Origin of the sequence: Kitasatospora sp. NPDC056800, from assembly GCF_042789775.1 — a bacterium.
Taxonomy (GTDB): Bacteria; Actinomycetota; Actinomycetes; order Streptomycetales; family Streptomycetaceae; genus Kitasatospora.
The window spans coordinates 44,990-59,451 of record NZ_JBHUAL010000006.1; the positions used below are offsets into that span (position 1 = coordinate 44,990).

11 protein-coding genes are annotated in these 14,462 nt (G+C 75.3%); 3 read left to right on the forward strand and 8 right to left on the reverse strand.

The window, feature by feature from the left end; translation table 11 throughout:
- Positions 1-29: 29 nt before the first annotated feature.
- The 5 genes from ACFRQN_RS02760 to ACFRQN_RS02780 form a co-directional block, all read right to left on the reverse strand.
- Positions 30-3,122 carry an amino acid adenylation domain-containing protein gene (locus tag ACFRQN_RS02760; protein WP_380737722.1) on the reverse strand — a complete coding sequence of 1,031 codons (3,093 nt, stop codon included), beginning with the start codon at positions 3,120-3,122 and terminating at the stop codon, positions 30-32.
- A 332-nt stretch (positions 3,123-3,454) separates the two neighbouring features.
- Positions 3,455-4,792, reverse strand: a complete 1,338-nt coding sequence (locus ACFRQN_RS02765) for a non-ribosomal peptide synthetase (RefSeq protein ID WP_380737724.1) — start codon at positions 4,790-4,792, stop codon at positions 3,455-3,457.
- A 124-nt stretch (positions 4,793-4,916) separates the two neighbouring features.
- Positions 4,917-6,236: an MFS transporter gene (locus ACFRQN_RS02770; protein WP_380737726.1), complete on the reverse strand. Its 1,320-nt coding sequence runs from the start codon at positions 6,234-6,236 to the stop codon at positions 4,917-4,919.
- A 411-nt stretch (positions 6,237-6,647) separates the two neighbouring features.
- Positions 6,648-7,772, reverse strand: coding sequence for a PP2C family protein-serine/threonine phosphatase (locus ACFRQN_RS02775; protein WP_380737728.1), 1,125 nt, complete (start codon positions 7,770-7,772; stop codon positions 6,648-6,650).
- Positions 7,773-7,931: 159 nt separating this feature from the next.
- Positions 7,932-8,597, reverse strand: a complete 666-nt coding sequence (locus ACFRQN_RS02780; protein ID WP_380737730.1) for a maleylpyruvate isomerase family mycothiol-dependent enzyme — start codon at positions 8,595-8,597, stop codon at positions 7,932-7,934.
- A gap of 71 nt (positions 8,598-8,668) precedes the next feature.
- Here ACFRQN_RS02780 and ACFRQN_RS02785 point away from each other — a divergent pair, with 71 nt between their 5' ends.
- Complete coding sequence (locus ACFRQN_RS02785; protein ID WP_380737732.1) at positions 8,669-9,790, forward strand: LysR family transcriptional regulator; 1,122 nt, start codon at positions 8,669-8,671, stop codon at positions 9,788-9,790.
- Here the strand turns inward: ACFRQN_RS02785 and ACFRQN_RS02790 are convergent.
- Positions 9,703-10,857: an erythromycin esterase family protein gene (locus tag ACFRQN_RS02790; protein WP_380737734.1), complete on the reverse strand. Its 1,155-nt coding sequence runs from the start codon at positions 10,855-10,857 to the stop codon at positions 9,703-9,705. The genes ACFRQN_RS02785 and ACFRQN_RS02790 overlap by 88 nt on opposite strands.
- A 146-nt stretch (positions 10,858-11,003) precedes the next feature.
- On the opposite strand from ACFRQN_RS02790, the gene ACFRQN_RS02795 reads away from it, so the two are divergent.
- Both ACFRQN_RS02795 and ACFRQN_RS02800 read left to right on the forward strand, forming a co-directional pair.
- Positions 11,004-11,723, forward strand: coding sequence for a TioE family transcriptional regulator (locus tag ACFRQN_RS02795; RefSeq protein WP_380737736.1), 720 nt, complete (start codon positions 11,004-11,006; stop codon positions 11,721-11,723).
- 25 nt (positions 11,724-11,748) lie between these two features.
- Positions 11,749-12,252 (forward strand): SgcJ/EcaC family oxidoreductase, encoded by a 504-nt coding sequence (locus ACFRQN_RS02800; protein ID WP_380737738.1) that lies wholly within the window; start codon positions 11,749-11,751, stop codon positions 12,250-12,252.
- A gap of 114 nt (positions 12,253-12,366) precedes the next feature.
- Here the strand turns inward: ACFRQN_RS02800 and ACFRQN_RS02805 are convergent, their stop codons facing one another.
- Positions 12,367-13,221, reverse strand: a complete 855-nt coding sequence (locus tag ACFRQN_RS02805; protein ID WP_380737740.1) for a BTAD domain-containing putative transcriptional regulator — start codon at positions 13,219-13,221, stop codon at positions 12,367-12,369.
- A 293-nt stretch (positions 13,222-13,514) separates the two neighbouring features.
- Positions 13,515-14,228 (reverse strand): ScbR family autoregulator-binding transcription factor, encoded by a 714-nt coding sequence (locus tag ACFRQN_RS02810; RefSeq protein ID WP_117493055.1) that lies wholly within the window; start codon positions 14,226-14,228, stop codon positions 13,515-13,517.
- Between the last annotated feature and the right edge of the window lie 234 nt (positions 14,229-14,462).

The window sequence follows — 14,462 nt, forward strand, 5'->3', positions numbered from 1 at the left end:
CCGTCAGTTCGATGCCTTGGAAGGCGCGTTCACTTGGCGTCCGCGGCGAGGGCGCGGGCCTGGTCGGCCAGCACGGCGTGGCGGAACAGGGTGCGCAGCGGCGGGCGGCTGCCGAGGTGGGGCTCCAGGTACGCGGCGAGCTGGGCGGCGAGCAGCGAGTGGCCGCCGACCTCGAAGAAGTGCGAGTCCGCGGTGAAGCGGTCGTGGCCGAGCACCTCGCGCCAGGCGGCGGCGATCAGCTGCTGGCCGGGGTCGGCGAACTCGCCCGGCGCGCCCTCCTGCGGCTCCGGGGCCTGCTCCACCAGGCGGGCGAGGGCGGCGCGGTCGGGCTTGCCGCCGGGCAGGGTCGGCATCGCGGCGACGGCCGTCCAGCTCGCCGGGACGAGTCCGCCGGGCAGCCGGCGGGCGAGCGCCTCGTGCAGGGCCGCCTGGTCGGGGCGGTCGGCGCCCTCCAGGAAGCCGACCAGGCGGGGGCCGGTCCGCGGGTCGGTGTGCAGCAGCACCGCGCAGGAGCGGCCGCCGAGTTCGGCGGAGGCGGCGGCCTCGATCTCCTCCAGCTCGATCCGGTGGCCGCGCAGCTTGACCTGGTTGTCGGCGCGGCCGAGGAAGCACAGCCGCCCGTCCAGGTCGCGGTAGCCGCGGTCGCCGGTGCGGTACACCCGGGCGCCGCCGAGCGCGGGGACGGTCGTGAAGCGGGCCGCGGTGGGCTCCGGCAGGCCGAGGTAGCCCTCGGCCAACAGGCCGCCGCTGACCACGAGTTCGCCGACGCAGCCGGGGGCGAGCGGGCGCAGGGTGTCGTCCAGGACGTGGACGCTCACGCCATCGAGTTCGGCGCCGAGCGGGATCTCGCCGTCCTCGGCGACGTCGGCGTCGGTGATCTCGTACACGGTGGAGGTGACGGTGGCCTCGGTGACGCCGTAGGCGTTCAGCACGGTGGTGGCCCCGGTCAGGCCGGTCAGCGCCCGGGCGGGCAGCCGCTCGCCGCCGAGCACCAGCAGCCGGGGCGCCCAGCGGCCGTCGTCCAGCGCCGCGCGCAGGTCCTCGCGGACGGCGAGCAGGTAGCTGGTCGGCAGGTTGGCGACGGTCACGCCGCGGGCGGCCAGCACGGCGACCAGCTCGGGCCCGGTGGGCACCTCGCGCTGCGGCACGACGAGGGCGGCGCCGGCCGCGAGGGCGGGCAGCACCTCCTCCAGGGCCACGTCGAAGGACGGCCGGGCGAACAGCAGCGCCCGGTCGGCGGAGGTGAGGCGGTAGCGGTCGACGATCGCGGCGACGTACCCGGCGAGGGCCTCGCGGCCGACCAGGACGGGCTTGGGGACGCCGGTGGAGCCGGAGGTGTGGATCACGTACGCGGCGCCGTCCAGCACGGCGGCGGGCTCGGCCTTCGGGAATTCGGGGCCGTCCAGCAGCGCCGGGGTGACGCCCTCCTCCGGCAGTGCCGACGCGCTCTGCCGGGTGGTGAGGACGAGCGCCGGGCTCAGCCGCTCCAGCAGCAGCCCGAGCCGGGCGGCCGGGTCCTCGGTGGACAGCGGCGCGTACACGGCGCCGTGGCGCAGGCAGGCGAGCAGCGCGACCACGCTGTCCGCGCCGCGCGGCAGCACGGCGGCGACCGGCTGGCCGGGGGTGACGCCGGCGGCGCTCATTCGCTCGACCAACTCGGCGACCCGGCGGTCGAGTTCGCCGTAGCTGATCCGCTCGGTGCCAGCCAGCAGGGCGAGCGAGGCCGGGTCGTGGGCGGTGGCCGGGTCGAGCACGGCGGGGGTGACCGGGGCGGCCGGGGCGGCCTGCGCGGCCTCGGGTGCGGGGGCCAGGTCGGCGATCGGCGTCTGCGGGCGGTCCAGGTAGCAGCGCAGCAGCTCCAGCAGCCGCTCGGACAGCAGCACCGCGTCGGACTCGCGGAACAGGTCGGCGTCGTAGTCCCAGACCAGGGTCATCCCGGCGGCGCCGTGCTTCTCGCCGACCACCCGGCGGTCGTCGGGCAGCAGCACCAGGTCGAGGTCGAAGCGGGTGGTGCCGGTGTTGAAGCCCTCGTACAGCGAGACCTCGAGACCGGGCGCCTGGACGTCGGGCAGCGCCGCGTCGTGCGCGCTGAACATCACGTTGAACAGCGGGTTGTCGGCGCCGCTGGTGTGCAGTCCGAGCCGGCGGGTCAGCTCCTGGACCGGCAGGTCCTGGTACGGCAGCGCGCGCAGCAGGACGTCGGTCACCTCGTCGACGGCCTCGGTGCCGGGGACCGTCGGGTCGAGCCGCAGGCGCAGCGGGACGGTGTTGACGAACATGCCGACGGTGCCCTCGAAGCCCTCCGGGCGGTTGCCGACGGCGGTGCCGATCACCAGCTCGCGGTGGCCGCTGTGCCGGCGCAGCAGTTCGGCGAGCAGGGCGAGCAGGGTGCTGAACGGGGTGTGGCCGTCCGCCTTGCTGCGCTCGCGCAGCCGCCCGGCCAGGTCGGCGCCGATCGACTGGCGCAACTGGCCGCCGTGGTGGCGCCGTTCGGCGCGCGGCCGGGCCAGCCCGGGCAGGGTGACCTCGCGCGGCGCGTCGGCCAGCTCCCTGGTCCAGAAGTCGAGGCCGCGGTCCCGGGGGAGGTCGGCGGCGGCGCGGGCGTGGTCCTCGTACGAGGGGGCGACGGGCAGTTGGTACGGCTCGCCGAGGACGGTGGCGCGGTAGACGGTGAACAGGTCGCGCAGCAGGATCGCGAAGGAGTGGCCGTCGTGGACGAGGTGGTGCTCGACGTGGATCAGCCGGTGGTGGTCCTCGCCGAGCCGGACCAGGTGCCAGCGCAGCACCGGCGCCCGGCCGGTGTCCAGCGGCTCCTCGGCCTCGGCGGCGAGCAGCCGCTGGAAGGCGGCCTCCGGGTCCTGCTCGGCGGCGAAGTCGCTGTGGCGCAGCTCCGGTTCGCAGTCCTCGGCGACCCGCTGGCCGGGCAGGCCCTCCGGGCTGGGCACCAACTCCAGCCGCAGGCCCGGGTGGTGGGCCAGCACGGCGGCCAGACCGGTGTGCAGCGCGTCCCGGTCGAGAGCGCCCCACAGGTCGAGGACGGCGGTGAAGTTGTAGGCGCGGCTGCCCGGCAGCATCTGCTCGTGCAGCCAGACGATCTCCTGTGACGGAGAGAGTGCGAACATCGTCGATTCCCTTGTGTGGTGGGCTGTGTCGGCACTGCGGTGGCCGGAAGCGGGCGTGGGGTGTTCCCGTACCGGCCGGTGGCCGGGCCGCACCGGGGTGAGGTGCGGCCCGGGGCCCGGGGGTCCCGTCCGGGGGCGTGTCGGACGCGCGCGGACGGGCATGGCGGATCCGCCGTTCGGGATCCTGGGTGGGAGTTCGGCGCCCGCGGTCTCGGGCGTACGGTCCCGGGCGGGTGGTTCCGGGCGTACGGTCTCGGGCGGGCGGCGTCGGAAGTACGGTCTCGGAAGTACGGTCTCGGACGTGCGGTGTCGGGCCTGCGGGGCAGGCGGGTTCAGGCCTGCGGCACCGGGCTCGGCCGGGCGGGCAGGTGGTGCCGCAGCACGGCGAGCAGGTCGTCGAAGGCCGCGTGGGCGTCGGCCTCGGGGAAGCGGTCGCGGTCCCAGGCCAGCCGGACCAGCAGGTCGTCGCCGTGCGAGGCGGAGACGGCCATCGGCGCGGCGAGCGGGCGCCCGTCCAGCGGGGTCTCCCAGCCGGGGGTGCCGCCGAGCACCAGCGGCGGGCGGCGGTGCAGGTCGTCCAGGGTGAGCAGGCCGTCCAGGGCGCCCGACCACGGGGCCCCGGCGGTGCGGGCGGCGCGGACCACCTCGTCGAAGGGGGTGCCGGCCTGGTCCAGGTCGTCCCACCAGGCGTCCGCGAGCGCGTCCAGGTCCGCGACCGGCCCCGGAGTCGCCGGGTGCACCAGGGTGTTGAGGAAGCAGCCGAGTGCGGCGGGAGCGCCCGGCGGCCGTCCGCCCCACGGGTAGCCGAGCGCGAGCGCCCCTCCCCCGGTCTCCGGCCGGGAGGGCCCCTCCGTCCGGTGCAGCCGGTGCAGTGCCGAGCCGACCGCGTCCAGCAGGGCCGGGAAGACGGCGCCGCGGGCGGCGCCCTCGGCGGCGGGCAGCCGCTCGGTGAGCATGCCGGTGGACGTGGCCGCGCTGCCTCCCGCCCCGGTCAGGCCGCCCAGCCGGCGGCCCCAGTAGGCCTGGGCGGCGGGGCCGCCGGCGGCGTCCTCGGCGTCCAACTGCAGCTCGACGGCCTGCCGGTAGTCGGCCAGCGCCTGGGGGGTGGGCCCGGCCGCTGGCGGCTCGTCCTGCTCGTACGCGGCGCTGAGCTCGGCGGTGAGCACCCCGAGCGACTGCTCGTCGCAGGCGGCGTGGTCCAGTGCGACGACGAGCAGTTCCTCGGCCCCGGACGGGTCCGCGGACGGCTCCCCGTCCGGGTCCGCGGCCACCAGCAGGCGCAGCGCGGGCCCGTCGGCGGGCCAGTCCAGCAGGGCCTCGCGCAGCGCGGCGCGGGCGGTGCCGCCGGGGGCGACGGGGATCCGGGCGGCCTCGGCGGAGGGGCCGCCGGCGCGTAGCACGGGTGTGCCGCGCACGGTGGCGAAGCCTCCGCACAGCGCCGGGTGGTGGGCGGCCACCGCGGTGGCGGCGCGGGCCAGCCGCTCCAGGTCGAGGGTGCCGCGCGGGTAGGCGAACATCAGCGGGACGATGTCGCTGCGGCTCTGCGGCGTGAGCCGGCGGGTGATCAGGAACCGTCGCTGGGCGCCGGTCAGCGGGAGCAGCTCCACCGGGGATTCGGCGGCGGCGGAACGGTACCGGGCGAGGTAGGCGGCGGTGATGCTGGCGTGCACGGGAACGGTCTCCGGTTTCCGGTCGCGGCTCGGGTCGGGGATCGGTCGGGATCGGTCGAGGTGATCGATCAGGGCGTTGCTCAGGTCCGGTTGCTACGGGCAGGCGGGCAGGCGGGCAGGCGGGTCAGGACACCCCCGGGCTCACGGCGCTCTCCTCCTCGCTGACGTCCGCGCCCGCGCCCGGCCCCGCCGTACGGTCCGGGTCCGGCAGCTCGCGCATCCGCCGCAGCGGGGAGAGCAACAGCGGCAGCGGCACCAGCAGGAAACCGACGGCGCAGACCCAGAGCGCGGCGCGCGGCCCGGCCGCGTCGGCGACCACGCCGCCGACCAGGGCGCCGATCGGCAGGGTGCCCCACACCAGGAAGCGCATGGTGGCGTTCATCCGGCCGAGCAGCTCCGGCGGGCAGAGGCTCTGCCGGAAGCTGACCTGGGCGACGTTGTAGGCGACCGCGCCGAACAGCACCACCCCGGAGGCCAGGCCGAACAGCACCACGCCCGCGCCGCCGCCGGACAGCGGCCACAGCATCGCGAACGGTGCCGTCACCAGCGTGGAGAGCCAGATCAGCCGGGCCTGCCCGATCCACCGGGCGAGCTGCCCGGCGCACAGCGCGCCGGCCAGTCCGCCGAGGGCGGAGACCGACAGCAGCACGCCGATGGCGCCCGGCGACAGGTCGAGCACCCGTACCCAGAACACCGTCTGCACGGCGGTCAGCACGGCGGAGAACAGGTTGGACGTGGCAGTGGCGGTCGCGATCGCCCGCAGCAGCGGGTGGCCGAGCACGAACCGGACGCCCTCCCCGACCTCGGCCCGCAGCGAGCGCCCCGGTTCGGGTTCCGGGCGCTGCTCCTCGACCTTGATCCGGCCGAGCAGCAGCGCGGAGACGAGGTAGCCGCAGGCGTCGGCCACGATGGCGAGCGGCGCCCCGAGCAGCTGGACCAGCCCGCCGCCGAGGCCCGGCCCGGCGATCTGCGCCGAGGAGCGGACCGTCTCCAACGCTCCGTTGCCGCCGACCAGTTGCTCGCGCGGCAGGACGGCGGGCAGGAAGGACTGGTGGGCGACGTCGAAGAACACCGTCGCCACCCCGGTGACCAGTGCCACGAGGTAGAGCTGCGGCATGGTCAGCACGCCGAGCGCGGCGGCCGGCGGGATCGACCCCACGGCCAGGCAGCGCACCACGTCGGCCCTGATCAGCACCGGCAGCTTGCGCATCCGGTCCAGCCAGGCGCCCGCAGGGAGGCCGATGAGCAGGAAGGCGGCGGTCTCGGCGGCGGTCAGCAGGCCGACTTCGAACGGCGTGGCGTCGAGCACCATCACCGCCACCAAGGGAAGGGCCACCAGGGTGACCTGAGTGCCCGTCTGGGCCGCCGCGGCTCCGGTCAGCAGGAGCCGGAAATCGCGGTGGCCGAGCAGACGGGCCTGGCGGGAGCTGGGCTTCTCGTTCATTGGTGCGACTCTCGGTCACCCCTTCGACACCGGGCAAGCACCGGGTCCGTTTCCGGACGGACCGCAGGTCGGCCGAATCCCGCCACTCGCCCGCCGGACCCTTGCGCGCTCCTTATGGACGCGTCCCGCGCGGCCGCGCCGCCGACGGCGCCCCTCGGCCAAGGCGGCGCGGCCCGACGGGCACCTTGATCACCCCGGGGCCCGCCGGTCCATTTCGACGTCCGCTATTCGGACGGGACCTTTCCGGCCACCGGACGGAGGCGCTCAACTTGGCCGGATTCCATGGAGTGCAGCCCTACCGTCACCTCATCGTGATACTGGCGTGACCGAAGCGAGCCGTAGAAGGGGATCACAGGGCGGATACGAGCCGCCCCCGGCGCGAACCGGTCCACCGGCCGCCGCCCTCGACCCTCAGCGCCGACTGTCCGCCCCCGGCTCCGCACGGCGGGTGATCGCCAGCACCGCCATGTCGTCGTCCCGGGGCCCGCCCGTCCACCGCTCGACGTCCGCCACCAGCGCGTCCAGCACCTCCCCCGGCCCGGTGAACGGCCCCAGCGGGGCCAGGCCGAGCACCGGGTCGTAGAACTCCCCCGCCGCGTCCCGGGCCTCGGTGACCCCGTCGGTCACCAGCAGCAGCGTGCACCCGGCCGGGAACGGCCGCCCCTCCGGCAGCGGACGCGCCACGCCCAGCCCGCCCATCCCCAGCGGCAGCCCCGGGTCCGCCGCGTCCAGCCGGCGCACCCGGGGCGCGGCCCCGCCCGGCGGGTAGGGGCCCAGCAGGTACGGGCCGGGGTGCCCGCAGTCGAGCGTGCGCACGCTCTCCTCCCCCGGCGGGAACTCCACCAGCAGCGCGGTGATGAACCCCTCCAAACGCAGCTCCTCGCTCATCCGCTCGCTCTCCCGCAGCAGCGATTCCTCCAGGGCGTCCGCGAGCGCGACCAGGTCCGGCAGCCGGTGCGAGCCCTCCCGGAAGGCGCCCAGCAGCACCGACACGGCCCCGACCGCGTGCAGCCCCTTGCCCCGCACATCGGCGATCAGCCCGCGCACGCCGTACGGGGTGACCTGCAGCGCGTACGCGTCCCCGCCGATCAGCGCCTCGTCCTGGGCGGCCCGGTAACAGGCCGCGACCGACAGCCGCCCCACCCGCGCGGGCGGCTCCGGCAGCACCGCCCGCTGCGCCGCCTCGGCCACCGAACGCACCCGCTCCAACCGCCGCCCGTGCCGGGCCACCACCCGGTTCACCGCGATCCCGAGCAGCGCCGCGAACACCGTGTTCCCCAGCTCCAGGAAGCCGGCCCGGGTCCCGAGCGACCCGTCCCGGGCGGACAGCACCAGGATGCCCAGCGCGTTGGCCGCCCCCACCGCGACGGTGTCCCCCAGCATCAGCAGCGCCCCCGCCAGCACGGCGGCCGCCGCCAGCATCGGATCGCCCCAGTAGTCGGTCGGGTCCAGCGCGTTCCACACCAGCCCGCCGACGGTCAGCAACCACGGCGCGACCCGCACGTACGGCGGCCACTGCACGGACCTCGGGGCCATCGGCGACCTGGCTTCCGTCTCGCCACCATCCGGAAGTGCTCCTTCCGATCGTAGCCACGGGCCCCGGAGGCCCGCATGACGGCCGCCCTCGCCGGTGGCCGAGAAACACCTCCCGCCGGTGGAGCACCTCCCGCCGGTGGGGCACCGCTCACGTGCCCGCTACGCACCGCCCGCCGTGAACCGTCCCGCGCCGGACCCGGCCAGCAGCCCCTCCGGCACCCGGCGCCCGTACGCCACCAGCAGCAGGTGCTCCGCACTCCCCTCCACGGTGAGCCGACCGTGCCCGTAGGACCACTCCGCGTCCGTCGCCTCCAGCCGGACCCCGTCCACCCGCGCCCCGAAGAACCGCAGCGTGCGGGGTGAGACACCGGCCAGCAGGGCGGTCGTACGCGCCACCGGCAGCCGGGCCGGCAGCCCGAGCGCCACGGTGATGTCGAGACCGTGGACGGCGTCGTGGGCGAGCGCCGCGATCCGGCCGCCGACCGGCGGGCGCCAGGGGTGGTCGGCGTGGTCGGCCATGGCGGCGACGAGTTCGCGCTCGCTCAGGGCTGCGGCGTCACGGCGGGCGATCCGGTCGGCCATCCGGTGGACGTTGCCGCCGGAGCGGGCGAGTTCGAGGAGCGTGCGCGCCGTCGAGTGCCGGAAGCCGGTGCTCAGGTGCGCGGCCACCTCGCGGACCCGCCAACCCGCGCACAGCGAGGGCGAGTTCCACTGCTCCTGGGTGAAGGCGGCGAACACGGCGGCGAGTTCGCGGCGCTCGGCCGCGATCTGCGCACGGATCCACCGGATCTGCCCGGCGTCCTGGTCCTGCGGCACGGTTTCCATGCGTCCAGCCTGCGGCCGGAACCGTACGCCCGTCCAAGACCGGGAAGTTCTGGCACCTATGATCAGGAGTTATGGAACTGCGGCAGCTCCAGTACTTCGTCACCGTCGCCCAGCACGGCAGCTTCACCCGGGCCGCGCAGCTGCTGCACCTGAGCCAGCCCGGGGTGAGCTCCCAGATCCGGCAACTGGAACGGGAGCTGGGCCACCCGCTGTTCGACCGCTCGGGGCGCACCGTGCGGCTCACCCCGGTCGGCGAGGCGGTACTGCCGCACGCCCGGGCGGCGCTGGCCGCCGCGGCGGCGGCCCGCCGCACGGCCCAGGAGTTCGGCGGGCTGCGGCGCGGGCACGTGCGCCTGGGCATGGTCGCCGGGGCGGCCCTGACCCCGCCGGCCGAGCTGGGGACCTTCCCCGGACTCGCCACCACGCTCGCGGCGTTCCGCCAGGAGCACCCCGGCATCGACTTCTCGCTCACCGAGGACACCACCGCGCGGATGCTCGACGCCCTGCACGACGGCCGGCTGGACCTCGCCGTCGTCGGCCTGCCCGCCCCGGCGAGCGGGCGGGAGGGCGACGACGGCTGGTCGGCGCTGACCGGGCTCGCGCTGCACACCGTGCTGGAGGTCCCGCTGGTCGCGGCCTGCGCGTCGGAGCACCCGCTCGCGGCGGGTACGGGCCCGGGTTCCGCCGATAGTCCGGGCTCTGGCTCGGGCGCCGGCCCCGGTGTCCCCGGTGCGGACCGGAGCGCGCTCCCGGTCGCCGAGCTGGCCGGGCACGCCCTGGTCAGCACCCCGCGCGGCACCGGTCTGCGCACCGCGCTGGAGTGCGCCCTGGCCGAGGCCGGTGTCGATCCGGCGGTCGGCGTCGAGGCGGCCGCGCCACCGCAGCTGGCCGAACTCGCCGCACACGGGCTGGGCGTCGCCGTCCTGCCGGACCCGGGCCCGCTGCCCGGTCTGCGGGTGCGCCCGCTCACCGGACCCGTCCCCCGGGTCCGGATCGCGCTCACCTGGCCGACCGGGCGGCCCGCCTCACCGCCGACCGCCGCCCTGGTGGCCCACCTGCGGCGGGCCTACCCGGGGCCGGCCGCCGCTCAGGCTCCGGCCCCCGCTCAGGCTCCGGCCGGTACCGCCGCGCCGTCGGCGATGTGCAGCAGCGCGGCCGCGCCGTCGAGCACCTCCCAGTCGAGCGGGAAGTAGCCCTGCCGCGGGACGGTGTCGGTGCGCGTCCGGACCCCGGCCGGCAGCGCCGTGTCCGTCAACTCCCAGGCCGCGCCCCGCCCCTGCAGGTGGGCCTCGTACGTCCCCGGCGCCGGCTCGGCCAGCCCGATCGCCTCGCTGCGCCCCAGGCTCCCGGCGACGAAGGCGTACCGCTCGCCCAACAGCGTGCCCACGATGTGGCCCGCGCCGATCCAGCGGCAGTCCAGCTCGCCCGACGACCAGGCGCTCGGGTTCCGCCGCAGGTGCAGGTTGTGGGAGAAGACCAGGGTCGGTCCGCGCTCGGCCTCGATCGCGCGGATGTCGAGGAGGTTCTGCGCCATCAGCGCGTCCCGCACGCCGGACAGGGCGCTGATCCGGGCGCTCTGATCGAGGCCCCGGACCGCCGACTGCGCGTGGTAGCGCAGCAGTCCGATCCCGGCGGTCAGCCGGGTGCGGGCCGCGTACCACTCGGCGGACGAGGTCTTGGCGATCAATGCCGGTGCCCGCATGTGGAGTTGGAGGAGGAGGTCGTCGGCGAGGCAGCGCAGCCGCACGGCCTCGGCACTGTCACCCGGCGACCGGGCCGGATCCGTCACCGCCTCCGTGCGGCTCCAGCGCTCGTCCTCGCCCGCCACCCCGGCGAGGTCGAGGTCGAGCCCCAGGTAGTCGCGGGCGTGTTCGAGGTAGCGGCGCGGGCTGGGGGCGCTGGTGTTCTCGGTCGGGATGTCGAAGCCATGGAAGGACAGCTGCGCACCGGACGCCCGGTCCCGGTTGAACTCCCGTATCCAGGCGACGAGTCGGCGATTTGGCTCGAGCTCCCCGAAGCCGTGGGTGAAGCCCTCCTCCAGCGCCGAGTCGAGGGTGCCGACACCCTCCCGGACGTAGGCGTCCACGGCGAACGCGGCCACCCGGTCGGTCTCCAGGGCGATCGACCGGAAACCCCGGTCGACCAGCCGGGCGAACAGTTCGTTGCGGACCCGCCCGAACGCCGGCTCCTGGTGCGTCGGCTCACCGAGGCCCAGAAGCTCGCACGCCGGGGGGACGAAGTCGTTGATGTCCTGGTTCATGAACCTCAAGCGTATCCTTGAAAGAACGGTTGAAACTTTTCCCTCCACCACCGCCCAGGCATTGCCCAACTGTGGCCGAAAGCCTCAAACGGCCCTGAACCATCGGCCGACTCCGAACGCCCGCCCGACCCCGAACGGAGACGACCATGCGACCCGCCGACCTCGCTCGCGAGCACGGCATCTCGACCCAGGCCATCCGCAACTACGAGCGCGACGGCTACCTCCCGCCCGCCGACCGCACACCCACCGGGTACCGGATCTACACCGAGCCGCACGCGGCCGCCCTGCGCGCCTACCTCGCCCTCGTCCCGGCGTACGGGCACGCGACCGCCGGCTCGGTCATGACCGCCGTCCACGCCGACCGGCTCGGCGACGCCCTCACCGAACTCGACCGGGGCCACGCCCAGTTGCTGCGCGACCGGGAGACCCTCGCCGCCGTCCGCACGGCCGTCGGCCACCTGAGCGACGGCTCCGCACCCGGCCCCGCCCTTCCCGCGCTGCCCGGCCCCCGCTCCGTCGGCGAGGTCGCGCACCGGCTCGGTGTCACCCCCGCGACCCTGCGGGCCTGGGAGGCCGCCGGCATCCTGACCCCCGCCCGGGACCGCGCCACCGGCCACCGCCGCTACCTCCCGGCCGACGTCCGCGACGCCGAACTCGCCCACCTGCTCCGCCGGGGCGGCTACCTGCTGGACCGCATCGCCACCGTGCTGCGGCAGATCCGCACGGCGGGCGGCACCGGTGAACTGGCCGCCGCCCTCGACGGCTGGCAACAGCGCCTCACCACCCGGGGGCTCGCGATGCTCACCGCCTCGGCCCGCCTCGACACCTACCTGGCGCTGCGCCCCGAGGTGCCCCGACGGGCTTGACCTCAAGGGAACTTGAGGTCCCAGGGTGATCCTCATGAACACCGAATCCGCAACGCCCGCGCCCGCCGACACCGCCCTTTCCGGCAGCGCCCCCTCCGACGCCGCCCTGTCCGACGCCGCTCCCTCCGACACCGAGCTCGCGGAGATCGCGGCCATCGAGCAGGTCGTGGCCGCCGTCGAGCGCGCCCAACGTGCCAAGGACCCGGACGCCTTCCTCGCCCTCTTCCACCCCGAGGCGCTCTGGACCACCGCGCACGGCAAGGTCCTCCTCGGCCTGGACGCGATCGCCGAGTTCACCCGAGCCGTCCTGCCCGCCGCGACCTGGGACGGCCGGGTCACGTACGAGCCGGTGCACATCCAGTTCCTCCGCCCCGACGTGGCCGCCGTCAAGGTCCGCCAGGTCTACCACTCGACGAACGGCGACGCGGACGGCGGCTCGGAGGGTGCACCGCTGTACGTCATGACCAGGCAGGACGACGGGCGGTGGCTGCTGCACGCCTGCCAGAACACCGGCGTGCTGACCGACTGACCGACGCGCCCGCCGGCCGGCCACCGGTTCCGCCGCCACCCTGCGCCGCCCCGCGCCGCCCGTCGCCGCCCGGTGTGGTCGGGAGCGGTCGGGCGGCGACGTCGCGGGCCGGGCTCAGCCGACCCGGGTGAGGCGGGCGGTTCGGGCGACGGCTCCCTCGGCGAGCACACCCGGCTGCTCCTGGTCCGGGCGTTCCGGGCTGGCGAGCAGGATGGAGCGCTGGAGTCGCCGCAGTGCCGCGGACGGTTCCATGCCCAACTCCCGTACCAGGGTGTTCCGCAGGCGCTGGTAGGCCTCCAGTGCCTCGCCCCGGCGGCCGGAGCGGTGCAGCGCGATCATGTACTGGCCGTGCAGGCTCTCGTGGGTGCGGTAGCGGTCGACCAGGACGGTGAGTTCGGCGAGCAGTACGCGGTGCCGGCCGAGGCGCAGGTCGGCCTCGATCCGCTGGTCCAGCGCGCAGAGCCGGGTCTCCTCCAACCGCTTGACCTCGACGGCGAGTTGGCCGCCGACCGGGACGTCCGCGAAGGCCGGGCCGCGCCACAGCGCGAGCGCCTCACCCAACTGGCGGGCGGCGAGCGGGAAGTCGCCGCCGTCCATGGCGCGGTAGCCGTGCCCGGCGAGGCGGTCGAACTCCTGGAGGTCGACCAGCCCGCCACCGCTGTTCAGCATGTAGCCGCCGGCCGAGGTGACCAGGACGTCCTTCGCGCAGGAGGCTCCCGGGCCGCCGTCACCCTGGGCGAGCGCCCGGTCGATGAGGTCGCGCAGTTGGAGCACATAGGTCTGCACGGTGGTGCGGGCGCTGCGCGGCGGACGGCCGGACCACAGTTCCTCGGCGAGGACGCTCGCTGGGACGACCTGGTCGGCCCGTAACGCCAGCAGGGCGAGCACCTGTCGAGGCTTCGGCGCCGAGGGCACCACCGAAACCCCGCACAGTCGGACCCCCAAGACCCCCAGCACGCGGATCTCCACGACGACCACCCCACATCCAGACGGATCGGCGGCCCCGACGGCCACCGGTCGGGCGGGCGCTCCGCTGCTCACCGTCCGCGCAGGTCCGCTGGAAGGTCGGTCGAGCACCCGACACCTATCCAAAAACAGGACAGACGGTTTGTCAATACAAAACCGAACGCGCTGTTTGTTTCTGGGCGGAGCAAGCCCGTGGGAGTAGGACACCGGACCGCCGGTCCGGCCTCGAACGGCTTCGCCCGAGACCCCCGCGGACCACCCGGAGCCCGCACGGAGCCCGCCCGGATCACCCCGACTCAGGCCGGACCGGCCCCGCCCGCACCCGTCCCGGCCGCCTCGCCCGCGGCCGCCCCGGCCTCCGCCTCGGCCGCCCGGGCCGCCGCCAGCTCCGCGACCACCCGGCCGCCCCGGTCCGCCGCGAGGTCGAGCGTGGCCAGCACCCCGGGCACCGCGATGCTGGGCATCACATGCTGGTACAGCGAGGCGACCCGGCGCTCCAGGTCCGACCGGCCGGACATCTTCTGGGACTGTATCTGCACGCCCGTCCAGGCCCCGGTGACCAGCCACGCCGTCTCGGCGGGCACCACCTGGGGCAGCAGTTCGCCGCGCCGGCCGGCCGTCTCCAGCACGGTCTCGGCCCGCTGGATCCAGCCGGGCGCCGCGCCGCCGCTGAAGTCGCCGAACACGTCCTGGCCGAGGGAGAGCCGCGCGCCGGCGCTCAACACCGGGTCGCGCGGCATGAGATGGGCGACCACCATCCCGAGGTCCACGAACTCCTGGAGCTTGCAGTGCCGTTCGGGAATCTCGTCCCGGCCGAACTGCTCCTCGACGACCCCCTGGGCGAGCTCCCGCTTGGAGGCGAAGTGGAAGTACACCGCGCCCCGGGTCACTCCGGCGCGAGCCACGACCGCACCGATCGTCGCCCCCTCGTACCCGTACTCGTCGAAGACCGACGCCGCCGCCTCCAGGATCAGCCGACGCGTCCGGACCGCCCGTTCCTGTCGCACCACCGCAACCACCCCACCCGAAACGCTCGGCAAACAAAACCAAACACCCCGTATCTTACCCGCCGAGGTCGGCGGGGATCCCTGCGTCCCAGGTCACATAGGGCCGTCCTCGAGCGGACTAAAACCGCGTAGACGGTATGAGACGAACAGATGGCCGACATCTCGCCGCCAGCCCCCTTAAGCGGAACACCAGCTCTCACTTGTGGCCGGGATGGCAACGAACGACCACATAATGGC